This is a genomic window from Pleomorphochaeta sp. DL1XJH-081 (assembly GCF_049310885.1).
Classification (GTDB): Bacteria; Spirochaetota; Spirochaetia; order Sphaerochaetales; family Sphaerochaetaceae; genus CAYZJV01.
The window spans coordinates 131,995-150,367 of sequence record NZ_JBMDYO010000001.1 but is presented as its reverse complement, the minus strand read 5'-3'; the positions used below and the strand labels follow the sequence as shown (position 1 = coordinate 150,367).

At 47.0% G+C, this 18,373-nt stretch carries 13 protein-coding genes; 8 read left to right on the top strand and 5 right to left on the bottom strand.

The genetic code is table 11. The annotated features are described in order from the left end of the window. Positions 1-104 precede the first annotated feature (104 nt). Positions 105-1,418 carry an RluA family pseudouridine synthase gene (locus ACODJP_RS00655; protein ID WP_422477419.1) on the top strand — a complete coding sequence of 438 codons (1,314 nt, stop codon included), beginning with the start codon at positions 105-107 and terminating at the stop codon, positions 1,416-1,418. Here ACODJP_RS00655 and ACODJP_RS00650 read toward each other — a convergent pair. Then, a complete protein-coding gene (locus ACODJP_RS00650) occupies positions 1,415-2,353 on the bottom strand; it encodes a DMT family transporter (RefSeq protein ID WP_422477417.1) in 939 nt (312 codons plus the stop codon). The two genes, ACODJP_RS00655 and ACODJP_RS00650, sit on opposite strands and share 4 nt — an antisense overlap. 232 nt (positions 2,354-2,585) lie before the next feature. Between ACODJP_RS00650 and ACODJP_RS00645 the strand changes: the two genes are divergently transcribed. Together ACODJP_RS00645 and ACODJP_RS00640 are read left to right on the top strand one after the other, a co-directional pair. After that, positions 2,586-5,078 (top strand): PAS domain S-box protein, encoded by a 2,493-nt coding sequence (locus tag ACODJP_RS00645; RefSeq protein ID WP_422477415.1) that lies wholly within the window; start codon positions 2,586-2,588, stop codon positions 5,076-5,078. Between the two features lie 81 nt (positions 5,079-5,159). Beyond that, entirely contained in the window at positions 5,160-7,076 is a 1,917-nt protein-coding gene (locus ACODJP_RS00640; RefSeq protein ID WP_422477413.1) for a putative bifunctional diguanylate cyclase/phosphodiesterase, read from the top strand. On the opposite strand, the gene ACODJP_RS00635 is transcribed toward ACODJP_RS00640, so the two are convergent. Then, positions 7,073-8,296, bottom strand: coding sequence for an MFS transporter (locus tag ACODJP_RS00635; protein WP_422477412.1), 1,224 nt, complete (start codon positions 8,294-8,296; stop codon positions 7,073-7,075). The genes ACODJP_RS00640 and ACODJP_RS00635 overlap by 4 nt on opposite strands. A gap of 75 nt (positions 8,297-8,371) precedes the next feature. After that, entirely contained in the window at positions 8,372-8,923 is a 552-nt protein-coding gene (locus ACODJP_RS00630) for a hypothetical protein (RefSeq protein ID WP_422477410.1), read from the bottom strand. A 182-nt stretch (positions 8,924-9,105) separates the two neighbouring features. Here ACODJP_RS00630 and rpmB point away from each other — a divergent pair, with 182 nt between their 5' ends. The 5 genes from rpmB to ACODJP_RS00605 all read left to right on the top strand — a co-directional run bounded on the left by rpmB (position 9,106) and on the right by ACODJP_RS00605 (position 16,077). Continuing rightward, positions 9,106-9,336, top strand: a complete 231-nt coding sequence (rpmB, locus tag ACODJP_RS00625; RefSeq protein WP_422477408.1) for a 50S ribosomal protein L28 — start codon at positions 9,106-9,108, stop codon at positions 9,334-9,336. A gap of 116 nt (positions 9,337-9,452) precedes the next feature. Further along, positions 9,453-11,855: a bifunctional aspartate kinase/homoserine dehydrogenase I gene (gene thrA / locus ACODJP_RS00620; RefSeq protein WP_422477406.1), complete on the top strand. Its 2,403-nt coding sequence runs from the start codon at positions 9,453-9,455 to the stop codon at positions 11,853-11,855. Positions 11,856-11,866: 11 nt separating this feature from the next. Then, the gene (gene thrC, locus ACODJP_RS00615) at positions 11,867-13,135 is read left to right on the top strand and encodes a threonine synthase (protein WP_422477404.1); all 1,269 of its coding nucleotides are present in this window, start codon (positions 11,867-11,869) and stop codon (positions 13,133-13,135) included. 106 nt (positions 13,136-13,241) lie between these two features. Continuing rightward, complete coding sequence (locus ACODJP_RS00610; protein WP_422477402.1) at positions 13,242-15,809, top strand: heavy metal translocating P-type ATPase; 2,568 nt, start codon at positions 13,242-13,244, stop codon at positions 15,807-15,809. 1 nt (position 15,810) lies between these two features. Next, complete coding sequence (locus ACODJP_RS00605; RefSeq protein ID WP_422477400.1) at positions 15,811-16,077, top strand: metal-sensing transcriptional repressor; 267 nt, start codon at positions 15,811-15,813, stop codon at positions 16,075-16,077. Positions 16,078-16,089: 12 nt separating this feature from the next. Here the strand turns inward: ACODJP_RS00605 and ACODJP_RS00600 are convergent, their stop codons facing one another. Further along, positions 16,090-17,382, bottom strand: a complete 1,293-nt coding sequence (locus ACODJP_RS00600) for a galactokinase (RefSeq protein WP_422477398.1) — start codon at positions 17,380-17,382, stop codon at positions 16,090-16,092. Between the two features lie 60 nt (positions 17,383-17,442). Then, the gene (locus tag ACODJP_RS00595; protein WP_422477396.1) at positions 17,443-18,324 is read right to left on the bottom strand and encodes a helix-turn-helix domain-containing protein; all 882 of its coding nucleotides are present in this window, start codon (positions 18,322-18,324) and stop codon (positions 17,443-17,445) included. Positions 18,325-18,373 lie beyond the last annotated feature (49 nt).

Here is an 18,373-nt window from a genome sequence, read left to right as displayed (position 1 = left end):
ACCCTGTCAGGACAACTGGGGGAAAATATTTTTAGCGGCATACGGACAATCACTTGAGTCGATCGGATCTACTTTGGTACTATCGTGGGAACGAGGATGGATGGATGACTGACCCTTTTCCCACAGAACGAGCTAAATTCCACGCACAACAGATCATGGAAGCATTCGATGCCTTCGGTTGTATCGATTATGAGAGCGCAGGCGAGATCAGTACCGATTATCTTTTCGGGTCTGCACGAGGACAGATGTTCGGAGTCCTTGTCTGTAAGGATACTCTGGGTAATGAAGTAGTCCTTAAAGCTTTTAGTGGACAATACAACGGACAATATATGATCGAGGGGTGGGTGCCACCAGCTTTGGATACCGCCACATATCAGACTATTGTAGATGCCAGTGTGCAATCTTTTGCCGAAATTGAAAGGCAAATTGAAGAATCTTGTGGTGATACGGCAATCATATCTCGTCTTGAAGCCTCAAGGAAGCTACTCTCCCAAGAAACTCAGCGACGCATATTCCAACTCTATCGCTTATATTGTGCCGACTCTTCAGTGAAGACACTTGAGGATATTTTCTCCGATCGAATGCCACCAACGGGAACAGGAGACTGTTGCGCACCAAAGTTACTCAGCCATGCCTACAAGAATGGGCTACTGCCAATCAGTATGGTAGAGTGGTATTACGGTGCTCCCAATAAATCGAATGGTAGAGAAAACAAGCACTTCTATCCACCTTGCGAAGAGCGCTGCAAACCATTGCTTGAAGCAATATTGGGAATCGATATTATCTACCGCGATGAAGCGATTATCGTAGTGAACAAACCTTCTGGACTCCTTTCTGTGCCAGGAAGGGGAGAGGATAAGCAGGATTGTATCGTCAATCGCCTTAAGCGCCTGTATCCCCTATGCATCGAACAACCATCTGTCCATCGATTGGATATGGATACATCGGGACTGCTGGTCCTAGCCTTTACCCAACATGCCCACCGCGAACTCTCCATACAATTCATCAAGAGGCAGGTCCATAAGCAGTATATCGCCCTAGTAGAGGGTATGGTAAGCATAGATGAAGGGCGAATCGAGCTAGCCTTCCGATACGATCCTGAGCGTAAACCCCGACAGAAATATGATCCTGTCTTGGGGAAATGGGGTACAACCCTATGGGAGAAGATCCGAGTCGAACGTTTCGGTACGGACGGCCGCCTAGTTAGTCGCTTGCGTTTTAAACCACTTACTGGAAGAACTCATCAATTGCGCCTACATAGCGCTCATGAAAAAGGTTTGGCGCATCCTATTGTTGGAGATCCACTGTATGGTACAGGCGAGGCGGCTTCACGTCTCATGCTCCATGCCTATGAACTTGAGTTCATCCATCCTGAGACCAAGGAATCTCTCCATTTTGTCCTAGAGCCAGATTTCTAAGGCTTGGGTAGCCGATCTTTCGGTCTATAGTTGGTAAGGAACAATCCCCCGATCACTAGTATCGCTCCTATAGAGACAATCAGCGTGAGCTCCTCTCCGAGAAGGATCACTCCAATTAAAATTGCGGCAACCGGTTCAACATTCAAAAAGATTGAGGCTTTGGAGCTTCCTACATGCTTGATTCCCTCGTAGTACCATAGATACGCCAGTCCAGCAGCTCCAAGACTGAGGAACACAAGGCTCCAAATTGCTGCTGGTGAGAGGTGAGGAACGACAGACCAGGCTCCTTCCAGCAGAGTCAAAGGTATCAAGATGATTACACCCATTACCGAACCATAGGCAAGAAGCGTAATTGCTGAGAGCCTAGACATGGCCAACTTAATGATAATTGAGTAGGCAGCCCAAGCGACAACCGCGCCAAGCATGAATATGTCACCAATGGCTAGGCCGTTGGAAATTACCGTCTTGATATCGCCATTGGTAATGGTCAAAACCGCACCAAGGGTAGCCAATACGATACCGATTGCTATGAGAGGAGTGATCTTTTCCTTGAACAGGAATCGTGCGATTACGGCGACGATTGCAGGAGTGAATGCGAGCATCACCGAACTGCGTACCGCCGTGATAGTCTTCAGACTCGTGAATAGCAGTGCATTGAAGAATACCACACCGACCAAACTCAACAGGAATATCCAAAGGAATTCCCTTCTTGTAGGTTTTGGAAAGTGCTTCTCCTTAAGATAGAGAGCCGGAACCATGAATAGGCTAGCAATGAAAAATCGTATACAACTGGTAGTGAATGCCGGCAGTTCAGCCGATACGATCCGTCCGGCGGATAGTGCTCCACCCCAGATGACCGGGGCAAGAAAAAGTTTGACCATTGGAATCTTTTCCCGTATGGTATTGAGAGGACTTTTCGATTCGGATGTATTCATGGATACAGGGTAGGGTACAACAGGAGTGTTGTCAAACAATATACTATTGTACTGCAATAATTGACGGTACCCTTCTCAGGTGAGTTCAGGCAAAATGAGGGTCCATACTTCACCTCTTGCTCTAAGGTATCCATGGCTTTCATTCAGTTGAAAAAGTATGTCATATCATCTTGTAGACGAGCTAATATAACAGTATTATGCAGAGAATGTTAACTCTGTATGGTGGAGGACCATGGCCAATAAATCCCGAATCATCACCTCAATCAGGATTGGATTTTTGGTCATAGCACTATGCGTGATTGGCATTGGTGTGATTTCATTTACCAATACAAATCAAGTAAATGCCATCCAAAGACAAATTGCCCATACTGAACAGATAATCGAACATACCAATGAAGTCTCGGTGAATCTTCATGCATTCATAGGAGCCGAAAGAGGGTATCTGATATCGCCCCATCCCATGCATGCAGAGAAAATAAAGAAAACCAGCGAAGCCTTTAGCGAACACATGGCTATCCTCTTCGAAATTACAAAAGACAATGCCATGCATCAACAACGACTCAAGCATGTGGAGAGGACTTTCGATGTCATTTATCACGATTTAGTCGAACCTCTGATTGCCCATGCGGGTATGGCTCCAAAGGACGCAGCACCTTACGATCTCAGTGAACAGTTCCAGACCGCCTCAAGCATCAGCCACTTCTATCTGGCGGAAATGACTCGTCTTCTCGACGCTATAGATGCCGATGAACTCGCAAAAAGGGATGCGATGGTCGCTTCAACTATGGAAAATCTCTATCTGGGAAGAACAGTGAACATCTTGGGAACCTTGGCAATCATCATAGTCATTCTTCTCATGCTAAAAATGGCGGTGAAAAGGATTCGCAGGGGCGAGGAGCTCGAGAGAAAGGCCTCGAAGGAGCTCCATGAGAGTCATGAGCGATTGGAGAATGTCATAGAGGCCACTAGGGTAGGAACTTGGGAGTGGGAAGTACAAACCGGTAGAGTGCAGGTCAACGAGCGATGGGTCCAGTTGATTGGCTATACGATGGGAGAGTTGGATCATCTGGATATGGCTACTTGGGAAAGCTACATATATCCTGAAGATCTTTTACGTTCCAGACAGCTGATGCAAGAGGTCTATGACAAGAATATTGTCTATTACGATCACGAATACAGGATGCTCCACAAAGATGGTCATTGGGTATGGATTCATTGCAGGGGCCGGGTAACCCAGTGGGATGAGCAAGGCAACGCCCTTGTGATGAGTGGGACCCATGACGATATATCGCAATTGAAGGATATCCAACACAATCTCTTCTTGGAGACCAAACGATTGGAGACCACCTTGCTCTCGGTTGGTGACGGGATTATCACTACCGATGCTATTGGTTGCATCGTTATGATCAATTCGGTTGCAGAGCAGTTGACCGGTTGGACAAAGAAAGATGCTATAGGCAAAACGTTTGCAGAAATCTTTGTTACTAAGGATGCGAATACAGGAAAGAAGGGAGACAATCCTGTCTCTCGTGTATTGAAAACAAGAGTGAAAGTGGAACTCATGGATGATACAATCCTTGTATCAAAGGATGGAAGTGAGCGGTATGTAGAGGATAGCGCTGCCCCCATTCAAGATGATGAAGGTTCCCTTGCTGGCGTAATCCTCGTTTTCCGTGACGTGACCGAGAAACGAATGGAGCAGCAGAGAATCCTCGCCTTGGGTTTGACTGACCAGCTTACCCAGGTACAGAATCGTCGTTCTTACATAACAAGTCTGCAAGAATTTGACAATAATAACGATTATCCCGTGGCATTTATGATCGCTGATGTAAATGGCCTCAAATTGACCAATGATGCCTTTGGGCATGATCTAGGCGACCAGTTATTGGTAACAGTGGCAACGGTATTAACTGAAGCATCTTCCCCGGACGATGTGGTTGTCCGTCTCGGTGGAGATGAGTTTGTAGTACTCATGCCGCACACTGACGAACAGAGTGCAAATAACCGCATGCAAGTGATCAAACATAAGATGGAAGAAAAAAAGGTGGGACCTCTTCCGGTTTCGGTCTCCTTCGGATATGCAGTGAAAGAACATCATGGACAAGAGAGTGCCATGATCCTCCGACAAGCGGAGAGCCGGATGTATCGTTCAAAGATAACTGAGAGCCCAAAAGTGAAGCGAGAGTTAATAGACTTCCTGCTCTCATGGCAACATGGTCAATATCCGCAAGAAGAATCCCATAGCAAGCATGTCGAACAACTCAGCGCCCGATTCGCCAAGTACCTTGGACTTCCTGAAGATAGTGTGGATACGATCATGAAGACTGCCCGTTACCACGATATCGGAAAGGTCGCTGTTGATCGCAAACTCCTGCAGAAGCAGGACGAGTTGGATGATTATGAGTGGCATGATATAAAAAGACATGCCGAGATGGGCTACAACCTGCTGAGGACCGTACCAGAATTGTATGAAATCGCTGAAGGTGTTTTACATCACCATGAGCGTTGGGATGGTAGTGGGTATCCTAGAGGGATTTCGGGTGAAGAAATACCGCTGATCTCGAGAATTATCAGTATTTGTGATACCTATGATGCTATCGTTGGAGATCGTTCATATGGGGGGCAAAGGACACATGATGAAGCCATTACAGAAATATTGGCGTGTAGCGCAACGCAGTTCGATGCTACTTTGGTCTCTGCATTCGTGAAGATGATGTGTGCATGACAAAATCCAACGCATCTTAGAGCCTATCCAGACTATGAGGTTTTTTTTCGATATGGTATGCTTGGAGAAGGTAAGGATTGTATGGATATCATCGAAGCTGAACTTTTTTCTCTACTTATTGTAGTAGCCATCCTTTTCGATAGGGGAAGGATCCCTCTGTCCCAGCAACGGCACAGTTGGTTTGGATTTACCGGTGTTCTTGCGATCTATCTCATGTTTTTAGTGTCGGGTGGTTTTGCCCACGCTTCCAGCGAGAGTATGATTCGGCAACCTGATGTGCTTATTCGTTTCATGTCTACATTCCATAGTATTGCCTATATAGTCTTTATATTAATCTGGATGGCGTTGTTCCAGCGGAATCTGTTGTCATCTTCTTTCGCTAAAAGACTTTTTACGGTGCAAGCGATACCACTAGGTGTATTCAGCCTCCTCTCGATTGTTTCCGACATCTTTGGTTCACTCGGTATGTCTTCTTCAATTTTTCTGCCTGGCTCACTCTGGCGGGTACTCTTCATGAATGGTCTAGCAGTCACCTATTGTGTATCGGCATTAGTAGTCATTGGGGTAAAGTGGCCCGATTTGGACAGACAATACCGGATGACCTATATCATAAACCCATCCCTGTTGATCATCTCTATCATACTATTCCAGATCTCACGAGAACACATCATCTTCACCGTTAGTTCATCAGTGCTCCTCCTTGCTTCCCATTTGCTCTCCCAGCATCAGCGATGGGAATTGGATGCGCTCACAGGCCTCCCTAACCAAAGTGGCTATCTACGCCACATGGAGACTATCCTCAGAAAGCGGGAACCGGTTACTTTGGTGGTAATCGATATGGAGAATTTCAGATTTATCAATCAGCACTATGGTCAGAATGCAGGGGACTATGTCCTGAAGCAATTCTCCACATTCATTAATAATTTAGATCCCCAGATCACGACTTTCAGGATCGGGGGCAACCGTTTCGCACTTAGCATGAGACTCATTGACCATAACAAGCTAGTCCGTATGGTCAACGATATGAACAGAAGGATTGAAGAAGGATGGGTGTTCGATTCTGTGCATGTGTCTTTTCATGTGAATATCGGTGTGCTCGAATTGCCTACCCATGCCGCAAGCATTTCGGAAGTACTCGATACGGTCGATTTCCTCCTCAATGAGTTGAATTCCCTAAGAAGACAAACCGTACTGATCTATAACAAGAAGCTGGTCCGGATCCGGCAGAGAAGGCTTGATGTCCTGACAGTCTTACGAAGAGCCCTAGTAGATCCCGACAAGGTAAAGGTCCATTTGCAGCCGATTTACGCTGCTTCAAACAGAAGGATTGTGGCAGCAGAAGCCCTCATGAGGATTGAAGATGAAAGCTTCGGTCTACTTATGCCGGGAGAGTTCATCCCCTTGGCCGAATCTTCCGGACTCATTAGCTCCCTTACTGAGATTATTCTCAGGAAAGTATGCGAATTCATTGTTGCGAATGAAGCTATGTTTACCCATGTCAAACATATCTCAGTAAATATATCGGCAGACGATTTTTCTTCCTCCGATTTGCCCTATAAACTGCTTCAGATAATCAAAGAGACCAAAGTGGACCCTAGTAGACTCTGTTTTGAGATGACCGAGTCTGTGATGATGTCATCATACGAAAGTGTTCGGGCGATGTGGATGGATTTCGCACGATTAGGTGTGAAATTTGCCTTGGATGATTTTGGCACAGGATATGCAAATCTTGAATCGCTGGTTAATATTCCTTTTGATATTATAAAAATAGATAGGAGCGTCGTTTCTAATAGATCAAACAACTACCAATTGGTCAATCTTATCGTAGTGGTTTTAGAGAAACTCGGTAAAGAGATAGTCGCCGAGGGAGTAGAGACGGAGAGTCAGTTGGAATTCATCCAAGCAGCTGGTGTCGATTATATCCAAGGTTACTATTTTTCCAAACCGATCACTGTTGGGCAATTTCTCGACATGATTCGTTATGACAATGCCCGTTAGTGTTTTATCGTAGGTTTCCCGGTACTTTTTATAGTCAATGCGAAGAGGGTATTGGCTAAACCTAGAAGTCCCGAGAGCGTAAATAGGACCTCTATACCGGTCTGTTGCCAGATATAACCGCCAGCTAATGCAATAACAACACTGATCAGGTGGTTCACCGAGATTCCCGTGGTCAGAGTAGCTGCGATTTCCTGTTGATTGTCGGCAATTTCCTGTACATACACAGAAGATGCCATCGAAGCCATGGAGATGACAGAATCCAAAACGAAATTAATACACACGACGATATAGGCGATTTCCATCGGGAAAATCAGATGGCTGAATCCGTAGAAAAAGCATACGACCATTAAGAGCAGAGTATCAGTTACCATTACGAACTTGTAACCCAAGCGGTCGATAAGCCTTCCGATAAATGGAGCGAATAGCATACCGAATACAGCACATATGGCGAGCAAGAGGGAAATGACTGAGGTATCGGCACCGTAGTGGAGGATCAGTACATAGGGAGCGAATGTGATGAATACCTGTTTCCTTGCACCATAGAAGATCTCCAAACCGTAGAATTTTGCAAATTTCCGATGGAAGTAGATTCTGTTACGACGGACCGCCTTGCCTTGGTCACGCATTGCCATGACAACTAACGTAGATCCTATGAGCAATACGGTTGCGAGGAGAAAAATGATTTTGAATCCTTGAGGTGTCGCTTTTTCAATGCCCAATTTAGGGAAGATGATAAACAATCCGGTTACGAGGAAAAAGCCGATAATATTTCCACCATGGTTGATCGCTTGGGTCATGCCCAGCGATGCTCCACCTTTTCCCCCTCTCGCCAAATGGAGAGATATGGTACTTTTTACCGGCATGACGATATGTTCGCCGAGGCTGTAGAGCACCATGAATAGGATTACCACCCCCTTTCCTGTTCCAAAGAGCAGTAGACCCAAGGTACCGGTGAGTGTAATCGCAGTACCAATCTTGAAGACCTTCGTTTCACTGAATCGGTACATGGTGGCGAGGATGAATATGAGTAACAATCCGGGTAGTTCTCGGAAAAATTCTACAACACCACGTTCAAATTCATTGATTTTTACGATCTCGGCGAGATAGTTGTCCTGTACACCGCGATATAGACCATGGGCAAGTCCTGCAAGGAGCATGACTACAAGAAAACGGTAGACGCGACTTGAATCTACATAGATAGAGCTGCCTTTTTCTCTCATGCTGCGTACGTCCTTGGTGGCGGGAATTTATAAAACGACTATGGATTCAATCCGGTGCTTTGTCAATAAGACTCTTCAAACTATATGGATATTGGTAAGGAGTGAATATTTGAGGTGTATATACCGACCTTCATCTTCTATCCACTCAAGTTCATATTGTTGCAGTCTCCAATCCTTGTTTCCTATGATATGATCAAGCATCTCCATCGTATCACCTATAGAGGTCTCAACATAACCGAGAAAAGGACCGTCACTCGGTGCGAGCGGATATCTTAATTTCATTTTGTTGGTTGGAGTCTCGGCAAAATCGGAAAGATAGTGGCGCAATCGGTTGATATAGGTATCCCAACCATTGGAGTCGGATGCAAGGTAGAGTGAATACCCATCTCTAGCTATTCGAGAGAATTCAACATGTTTCGGAGGACATGGTATCTGCATCCTCTCAAATTCCATGAGACGGGACTGGCTCCATATCAAAGGGATGATAGGGGGAAGGAAATGGAATGATAGATCACCGGTGCTTTTCCAAAGACGGGAGCGGATAGCCATTATACGTTGTGAAGCTGTTTGCGAGAGGCCAAGTGCTAGGAGAAATCCATTGGCTTCAATGCGTGGTTGCTTTTCCATGACAGCTATCGTAGGAGAGCGGAGATAAAAATTCAAGCTCCTTGACCATGTGGGTATTTACACATCTGGGATATTCTGCTATGTTTCTGTGAGTTGCGGGTTGTCACGCGTTCAACATGCTCCCATTCGGAGTGCGGGTAACCCTTACTGATGTGAATGTTAAGTACAAGGTGGATATAATCATGGCACGTAGATGTGATATTTGTGGAAAGGGAACCGTAGCTGGAAACAGTGTCACCCGTAAGGGTCAGCTCAAGAAGAAGGGTGGAGTAGGTCAGCACATTGGTGTTGTCACTAAGCGTGTGTTCAGACCAAACATCGTCTCAGTCAAAACCCTCATCAATGGCACGCCTCGGACAATCAAGGTTTGCACGCGTTGTTTACGTAGTGGAAGGGTTCAGAAGGTGGTATGATCACACCTTCAGTCTAACTGGATAACCAGAACAAGAGCCCTTCAGGGCTCTTTTTTGTACCCTTGTGCGAATCGCATGAGGTATTGCCCACCAACGGGGTGGATCGAGGAGGGAAGATGAACGGATTACAGGTACATGCCATCGATGGCTCGATGATTGTAGCTCCCAAGGGACCCGACAAGTTGTTGTCCATACGCAAAAAAGCAAAAGACGATACACTTGTCTTTGTGATCGCTCCGATCTGTGACGGGGAGTTGGAATTGACCCACTTGCTTGATGCAGCTAAAGGTCATGATGAACGCCTCTGGGGAATGATGGAAAGTCGTACGGATGCCTGGACTTCGTTGGTAGAGGATCTTATTGCTGCTTCCCATCGGTCTGCTGTATTGCAGGAGATCAAAGAGGGCTTTGCCGCTGTAGAGGATATTTTGCGTGCTGTATGGTTGGTGGGCGATTTCTCCGAGGGGGCAAATCGCTATATCGATGCGATAGTGGGAGGTTGGGCTGCAAGCCTGTTAAGAGAGGCTTTCCTCAGTTCAGGTGTCCAGACAAGGGTTCTCCATGTACGGGATGTCGTTGACCATAAAGATTTTCCTTACAGCGAGGAAGAGACGATACTCCTTACCGGTGAGCTCTACCAGAGTGAAACCGCACCCGGGGACCGCGATGCCGAGTTCACTGCGGCACTGGTAGGAAACCACCTTGGAGCATCCTCCATAACCTTCTGGCATCCCGATCGGTTGGTCACTACTGCGGATGAACAGGATGTCCCAAGTGCTACCGTCATCGATTGCCTTACCTACGCCGAGGCTACCGAGCTCTCGTTCTTTGGATCACCGGTCATCCATCCCCAGCATATGGTTCCTGCGATGGCAAAACGCATTCCCTTGTACCTGCGTTCGTTCTCCCATCCGGAGCATCCGGGAACATTCATAGATGATAAGAAAGGTAGTGAATCCACTCGACCGGTAAAAGGTTTTTCGGTGATTCGGGAAATCTCCTTGATTAACGTAGAGGGAGCCGGGATGATTGGTGTACCAGGAGTCGCCCGCCGACTATTCGCAGCAATGCATGAATCTGATATTTCGGTGGTACTCATCTCACAGGCCTCAAGTGAGTACTCCATCTGTTATGCCGTTCCTGCAGAGCAGGCAGCATTGGCCTGTGCCATTGCCCGTAGTACATTCAGTGATGAGATTGCCGCCCATAGGATTCAGAACATTGATGTCGAGATGGGATGTGCAATCCTTGCTGCTGTAGGAGAGAGGATGACCGGTGTACCCGGAATTTCTGGAACATTCTTCAGCGCTCTTGGAAAAGCCCATGTCAATGTCCGCGCCATAGCCCAGGGATCATCTGAACGGAATATCAGCGTGGTAATCAAAGAAGAGGATGCAAAGAAGGCTTTGCGGGCTCTCCATGCAGGTTTCTTCCTCTCCAACCAAGCAATAAGTGTTGGATTGTTCGGTCCCGGGAATATCGGTGGAACATTACTGAACCAAATCGCTCATGAAGCACGTAGGTTGAATGATGAATTCGGCGTCGATATCAGAATCCGTGCAATAGCGAACTCCTCCAAGATGTTGCTTGATGATCAGGGTATAGATCTTACGAATTGGCGGAAGTTGTTTGCCCAGAAAGGGGAGAAGCTCGATATTAAGCGGATGGTAAAGCATGTTAGCGCTTCCTACTTTCCTCATGCGGTATTGGTGGATTGTACTACCAGTGCGACTCTTCCTGTCCATTATGTCGACTGGATTGAGCGGGGAATCCATATCGTTACCCCGAACAAGAAGGCAGGAACCGCCGCGTATCCAGAGTATCGAAAATTGATGGATGCCGGACGGAGATACGGCAAACATTTTCTCTACGAGACTACGGTTGGAGCAGGATTGCCCGTTATAGGAACGCTCAAAGACCTTATCCAAACTGGCGACCGAGTCAGGAGTGTGGAAGGTATCGTATCGGGTACCTTGGCCTATCTTTTCAGCAACTACGATGGTTCGGTTCCCTTCAGCACGCTGGTAAAGGGTGCCAAGGATATGGGATACACCGAACCCGATCCGCGGGATGACCTTTCTGGCATGGATGTGGCAAGAAAGTCGGTTATCCTGGCAAGGGAGATGGGATACAAGGTAGAAGTATCGGATATTGCGATCACTTCATTGGTTCCAGAGCCTTTGCGTGATGTCCCGCTCTCCGAATTCCTCGATAAGATGAGCATGATGGATGCGCATATAGAATCTCTCTATAACAAGGCAAAAAGTGAAGGAAAACGTCTGCGTTATGTGGGGAGAGTTGCTGAGGACGGAACCTGTAATGTAGAACTTGCAGCGTATCCGGAGAGCCATCCGTTCGCTCAATCGAAAGGGACAGACAATGTGGTTGCATTCACTACCGAACGATACCATGTGCAACCTTTGGTCATACAGGGGCCCGGAGCTGGGCCAGAGGTAACCGCAGGTGGCGTTTTTGCCGACCTGTTGCGTTTGAGCGCCTATTTGGGCGCACGGCTGTAGGAGGTGTGGTGATGCGATTTATCAGTACCCGAGGGAAAGCCCCGGCGGTTAGTGCCTCACAAGCCATCTTACAAGGTTTGGCACCCGATGGGGGTTTGTATGTACCTGAATATTTCCCGTATCTCTCCCCACAGCAACTCTCCCGTGTTACGAGTTATCCCGAGTTGGCCTATGAGGTTCTCTCACCATTCTTTGTGGGTGATGAGCTTGAATCTTCTCTTGCTGAAATATGTGTAGAGGCTTTCGATTTTCCTGTCCCACTCCATTGGCATGATGATAAAGATTCGGTTCTCGAACTCTACTGGGGTCCAACCGCAGCATTCAAGGATTTTGGTGCCCGGTTTTTAGCTGCCTCAATGCAACGGCTTTTGGCTAATAGGGAGAGGAAACTCACCATTTTAGTTGCCACAAGTGGTGATACTGGTGGGGCAGTAGCTGCAGCTTTCCATAAGCGGCCGGGCATCGATGTGAAGGTATTGTTCCCCAAGGGAAAAGTCTCCAAACGACAGGAGAAACAATTGACCTGTTGGTCGGACAATGTCCAAGCCTATGCTGTTGATGGTGTTTTCGACGATTGCCAGAATATGGTGAAGCAAGCTTTCATGGATACGGCATTGGTCAAAGAGTACGGGCTATCTTCAGCAAACAGCATCAATCTTGGAAGATTGCTCCCACAGATGGTGTATGCATTCCATGCATCCATGGAGGTTCTTACACGTACGGGAAAAGAACCCACCATGATCATCCCAAGTGGCAATGTCGGCAATAGCTGTGGTTCCTATTGGGCGAAGATTGTAGGAGCTCCCATTAAGAACATTGTTCTTTCCCTGAATGGTAATCGGCCAATTTTGGATTACCTGAAGACCGGGATCTATGAAAAGCGTCCCAGTATAGCGACCTTGGCGAATGCAATGGATGTTGGCAATCCAAGCAATATGGAGCGCCTAACACATCTTTTCGGTGATTTTACATCTTTTGCCATGGAAGTTTCTGCCCATAGCGTTGACGATTCGACTATCCGCAAGACCATTGGTGACGTGTGGGAAAAACACCACTATATCGTATGTCCTCATACTGCCACGGGAGAATATGTGAGAACTGTATTGGAACTGGAAGAGCCTACGGTAGTCTATGCGACCGCCCATCCGGCCAAGTTCAATACCATTGTGGAACCAGAAATATCAACTGAGGTCCCAGTTCCTCCCCAGTTAGCCCAACTACTCGATAAGGATAGTTCAAGCAAGCAGATAAAAGCTGACTACCGACAACTCTTCACTTAGAAATTCATCTTCGGAAACACCTATCGCCACCTTGACCTTTTTCAGAGGAGGCGGTATGGTTACGATATACCACCCCTCCGGGGGAGGGGTAGATAAGGAGATTAGTATGAAGAGAGAGTACGATGTCACTGGCATGACCTGCTCTTCCTGTGCGATACATGTGGAAAAGAGTGTAAGGAAGATTCCCGGTCTCGAGGACGTTCGGGTCAATCTCCTGACCAATACGCTCACTATCGATGGGGAAGGTCCTTCCATTGGCGATGATGCGGTCATCAAAGCGGTGGAAGATGCTGGTTACGGAGCCAGTACGAAGATCGATGATAGATCACAAGCTGGTTCACCATCTAAACATGATGTACGATTACATGTGGCAAAGGAATTGCAGTCCATGAAGAAGAGACTCTTTGTCTCATTTGCCTTCTCCATTCCCCTCGTATATATTGCGATGGGGCATATGCTCGGCTGGCCACTCCCAGGATTTTTCCATGGGGATGCAAATACGATGAATTTCGCTTTTACCCAGTTTCTTCTCACCATCCCTGTTTTCATGGTAAATGGAAGGTATTTCAGATCGGGTTTCAAGACACTGCTCAAGCGGGCTCCGACTATGGACTCACTCATAGCGCTAGGCTCTTCTGCGGCATTGGTGTATGGAATATTCGCAATCTTCATGATCGGTATGGGCTTGGGGACAGGTAGGAATGATATTGTCCAGCGGTACGCTATGGACCTCTATTTTGAGTCGGCTGCCATGATACTGTCACTTGTCCTTTTAGGAAAATATCTTGAGTTGAAGGCCAAGGGGCGCACCAGTGATGCTGTTGCCAAGTTGATTGATCTCTCACCAAAAACAGCTCGTGTTCTGACAGCCCAAGGAGAACAGGAGATTCCTGTAGAACAGGTTACCGTAGGAGCACAAGTCGTAGTAAGGCCAGGAGGGAGATTCCCTGTCGATGGTACGGTAGTCTCAGGTTCCTCGGCTGTTGACGAGAGTGCTCTCACAGGAGAGAGTCTTCCCGTAGAAAAAGGCCCCGGTGACCAGGTGCTCAGTGCGAGCATCAACACCACAGGCCGGCTTGTATATAGGGCAGATAGGGTAGGTGAAGATACGACTTTAGCCCAGATTATCAAATTGGTCGAAGATGCCAGTGCATCGAAGGCTCCGATTGCCAAATTGGCTGACAGAATCAGTGGTGTTTTTGTTCCCATCGTTATCGCGATAGCCATCGTAGCAACCCTGGTCTGGTTATTCATGGGTATGCCATTAGAGCGTGCGCTTGCTTTTGGTATAGCCGTTCTCGTAATTAGTTGTCCATGTGCTCTCGGTCTTGCGACACCTACCGCAATTATGGTTGGCACCGGCAAAGGAGCTGAACATGGGATACTTATCCGTAGCGCAGAGGCTCTGGAGACAGCACAAGGAATCGATACCGTCGTATTGGACAAGACCGGGACTATAACTGAAGGAAAACCTCGGGTTACCGATGTTATCACCGCCGAAGGTGTTGATGAGCAAGTATTGCTCGCGGTGGCTGGTGCTCTTGAAGCTGCCAGTGAACATCCCCTCTCGTTAGCTGTACTCGAATTTGTACGGGGTAAGCATATTACCATAGGTGAAATAGATAACTTTTCGGCAATACCGGGGAAAGGATTATCAGGACAGCTGGGTTCTACTTCGGTCTTAGGTGGTAATGGAACATTGATGACCGAGAAGGAGATTGATATCTCTTACCTCAAAGAACAAGGGATCAATCTTTCTCTTGAAGGGAAGACTCCTCTCTACTTTGCTGAAAATGGAGCTTTGCTTGGTATTATTGCTGTGGCCGATGTGATCAAAGCTTCAAGTACTGCTGCGATCACCAGCTTGCATGACTTGGGATTAGAGGTAGTAATGTTGACTGGGGATAACGAACAGACCGCCCAAGCTATCGCAAAGACGGTAGGTATTGAACGAGTATTTGCTTCCGTGCTTCCCGATGGCAAGGAATCTGTCGTGCGACAGCTGCAGGAGGAGGGTAAGCGGGTCGCTATGGTCGGTGACGGTATCAATGATGCTCCTGCTTTGGTAAGGGCTGACGTGGGGATGGCAATTGGTGCCGGAACCGATATCGCTATCGAGGCAGCGGACATCATCCTGATGAGAAGCGATCTGCAGGAAGTACCTACCTCAATCGCATTGAGTAAGGCTACCTTACGTAATATTAAACAGAATCTGTTTTGGGCATTGTTCTACAATACTTTGGGAATTCCTTTGGCTGCGGGGATTTTCTATCCCATCTTCGGGTGGACGTTGAGTCCGATGTTCGCAGCAGCAGCAATGAGCTTGAGCAGTATATTCGTAGTTACCAATGCTTTGCGCCTTAAACGGTTCAAGGTTGATGGAACTAGCCATACAATAGATAATCAAACACAAGATATTCACATACAGACCCAAGAAAGGGATAAAGGAGATAACCATATGAAAAAGAAAATCATGATCGAAGGAATGACATGCATGCACTGCGTAGGTCGTGTGGACAAGGCTTTGAATGCGATTGAGGGAGTGAAAGCTACAGTGGACCTGCAATCCAACTCCGCGGAGGTCGAAATTACCGGTGGGGTCTCTGATGAGAAACTTGGTAATGCAGTTACTGAAGCCGGATACGAAGTTCTTGAGATACGGGAAGGAGCCTGAGATGAAAGCTGACCATGGTAAGGTTGCGCAAGCTCTCAAGACAGCAAGAGGCCAATTGGATGGTATTTTGAGAATGGTTGAGGATGATCGCTATTGTGTCGATATTTCTAACCAGTTGCTTGCCACAGAGGCTCTTTTGAAAAAGACGAATAAGCTTGTACTCGAAGCCCATCTCAAAAGTTGTGTACACGATTCTTTCGTTTCGGGTACCGATGTAGACCAAAAGATAGATGAGATACTGAAGTTGTTGGACAAGCTCACGCATTGAGTTACGTGGAAATCAATCCAGTCGGGTAGTGGGGAGGCTTCTGACAGCCAAAAGCGTAGCGGAGCCTGCCCCGAACACCCGCTCGATATAATCGATATAGTCTGCGGTACGTCCGAGTGGTACATATACTTGGATGGTACCGGCAAAACCGCCACCATGTACGCGGCAAGCACCATTACCTTCAAGGAATTGTTCAGTCATCGCGATGGCAAGCGGCAGACCCTGTTCTTCAATAGCTTTGGTACTGTAGAGATTTTGAAGGAATCTGAAGGAGCTCTCTCCCGACTTTCTCACCAATGCTAAATACTGCTCCATCTGTTCTTGTTTGAGGGCACCGATCATGGCATCCACACGATCGTTCTCCGACAAATAGTGGAATGCTCGGAGGATTGCTCGATCATTCTTTACCCGTTTCCTTATAGCCGGCAATGATTCTACGAATAGTGAGAACGGTACATCCCTCAGCACATCGCAGTCGAAACAGGCTGCAACAGAGCGCATCTCTTTGGGAATAGCAGCATAGTCTGGGGTAAGATCGGCATGGTTTCCTCCAGTGTCTACAACCAGAAGATCATACCCGAGTTTCTGGAAATCACAGTCAATAGGACTTACTTGGGGTTTTTCCGGATGGGCGAAATCGATACCGGTGACACCACCATTGCCACAAGCTATCTGGTCCATGAGTCCGGAAGGCTTGCCGAAATAGGTGTTCTCTGCATATTTGCCGATGATCGCAAGTTCGACAGGACTCAAAGCATCCCTATTGTAAAGATTGTTGAATAACGTGGCGACCAGTATTTCTATTGCAGCCGATGAACTGAGACCGGACCCTTTGAGTACTCTGGTGCTCGTGTTAGCTACAAAACCACCAATATTGAGGTCCCTATCGACAAATCCCCGGGCTATACCTCTTACCAACGCATCGGTTGTACCCTCTTCTTCGGTATGAACCGATAGATCACTCAAGTCGACTGTGACTGCCGGAAATCCCTCTGATACGAGCGTAGCTCGCGGTTCTTCGATCGCTGTTGCGACAGCTATGGTATCTAGATTGATAGTCGCGGCAATTACTTTCCCAAGATTGTGGTCGGTATGGTTACCACCGAGTTCAGACCGTCCTGCGGTACTGAAAAGGGCGGAGCTCTTAGCATGTCCATCACCAAATAACTCACGATGAGTTTCTATCAGGTGAGAGAAACGGACAATTTGGTTTTCACGATCACATTGGTTCCCATATAATTTTGGAAGCACGAGTGAAAAATCATCACTCTCCAGATAATCGTGTAAACGTTGCAAATTTCCCATAGGACACCCCCTGTATTTCAATAGGACGATACCGGTCAAGCAATGTCCTGTCAAGCTAGATCAGCGATACCAGAGAGAACGGTTACTTTTATATTGTCGTGGGCTCATGCCCATTACTTTTCTGAATTGGCGGGAAAAATAGTTCGCATCGTTGAAACCAGTCGATTCTGAAATCTCTCCCATAGAGAGATCGCTTGTACGGATTAAGCGGCAGGCCATTTCAATCCTTCTTTGGATATGAAACTCAACTGGAGAGAGTCCAATGGCATTCTGGAAGTGGCGATTGAGTGTGCTAGCCGACATATTGGTCAATTCCATCAACTCCTTGGTGCTCACCGGTCGATCTACGTGGGATTCCAGGAAGCTGAGCGCATCGGCAATACGCATGATAGTCACATTGTCTTTTCGAGGATGCTCGGAGTATATCCGGAAAAGACTTACCAATAATCTGATCAGATAGGAAAATGAGAGACTCTGTGCTCCGATATCGGTCTCAATTGCATCGCATTCTACTTGCATCTGCTCCAATAGGGGGAGGATTTCTGCGAATTGTGCCGGTGTGAGCTGCATGAGTGTGGATATCCCTGTATCGTTACGATAACTCGGTTCCAGTCGCAACATGGCATGGTATCCTGGCATATTGCGTAGATCGTAGAAAGACTCGTCAAATATCTTGTTGTCGAAAAGGATATTATACAATCGTAGATTCTCAACATCTCGATACCCATGTTCCAATCCTGGGGTTATTACGAATACGTTGCCAGGATGTAATGTAAAGGAGTTGCTTTGCGTGAAATGGGTTCCAATACCTGAAACAATAACCACCAGCTCAAAGAAATCATGGCTATGGAGTGGGTAAGGGAGTTCAGGGTCCCTTTCAATGACCTTAAGTTTGAATGATGGGTCGTAGAAATAGTCGGAAGAGAGGAGTTTTAGGTTCATAATGATAAAATAATGCTAAAACTTGGCCATTTTGTCAAGGCGCGTTCCC

Coding starts and splice junctions, on each gene's coding strand:
- ACODJP_RS00630 (WP_422477410.1), bottom strand. CDS start 8,923: ATGGAAAAGCAACCACGCATTGAAGCCAATGGATTTCTCCTAGCACTT.
- ACODJP_RS00605 (WP_422477400.1), top strand. CDS start 15,811: ATGAAAGCTGACCATGGTAAGGTTGCGCAAGCTCTCAAGACAGCAAGA.
- ACODJP_RS00595 (WP_422477396.1), bottom strand. CDS start 18,324: ATGAACCTAAAACTCCTCTCTTCCGACTATTTCTACGACCCATCATTC.
- ACODJP_RS00600 (WP_422477398.1), bottom strand. CDS start 17,382: ATGGGAAATTTGCAACGTTTACACGATTATCTGGAGAGTGATGATTTT.
- thrC (WP_422477404.1), top strand. CDS start 11,867: ATGCGATTTATCAGTACCCGAGGGAAAGCCCCGGCGGTTAGTGCCTCA.
- thrA (WP_422477406.1), top strand. CDS start 9,453: ATGAACGGATTACAGGTACATGCCATCGATGGCTCGATGATTGTAGCT.
- rpmB (WP_422477408.1), top strand. CDS start 9,106: ATGGCACGTAGATGTGATATTTGTGGAAAGGGAACCGTAGCTGGAAAC.
- ACODJP_RS00635 (WP_422477412.1), bottom strand. CDS start 8,296: ATGAGAGAAAAAGGCAGCTCTATCTATGTAGATTCAAGTCGCGTCTAC.
- ACODJP_RS00640 (WP_422477413.1), top strand. CDS start 5,160: ATGGATATCATCGAAGCTGAACTTTTTTCTCTACTTATTGTAGTAGCC.
- ACODJP_RS00650 (WP_422477417.1), bottom strand. CDS start 2,353: ATGAATACATCCGAATCGAAAAGTCCTCTCAATACCATACGGGAAAAG.
- ACODJP_RS00655 (WP_422477419.1), top strand. CDS start 105: ATGACTGACCCTTTTCCCACAGAACGAGCTAAATTCCACGCACAACAG.
- ACODJP_RS00610 (WP_422477402.1), top strand. CDS start 13,242: ATGAAGAGAGAGTACGATGTCACTGGCATGACCTGCTCTTCCTGTGCG.
- ACODJP_RS00645 (WP_422477415.1), top strand. CDS start 2,586: ATGGCCAATAAATCCCGAATCATCACCTCAATCAGGATTGGATTTTTG.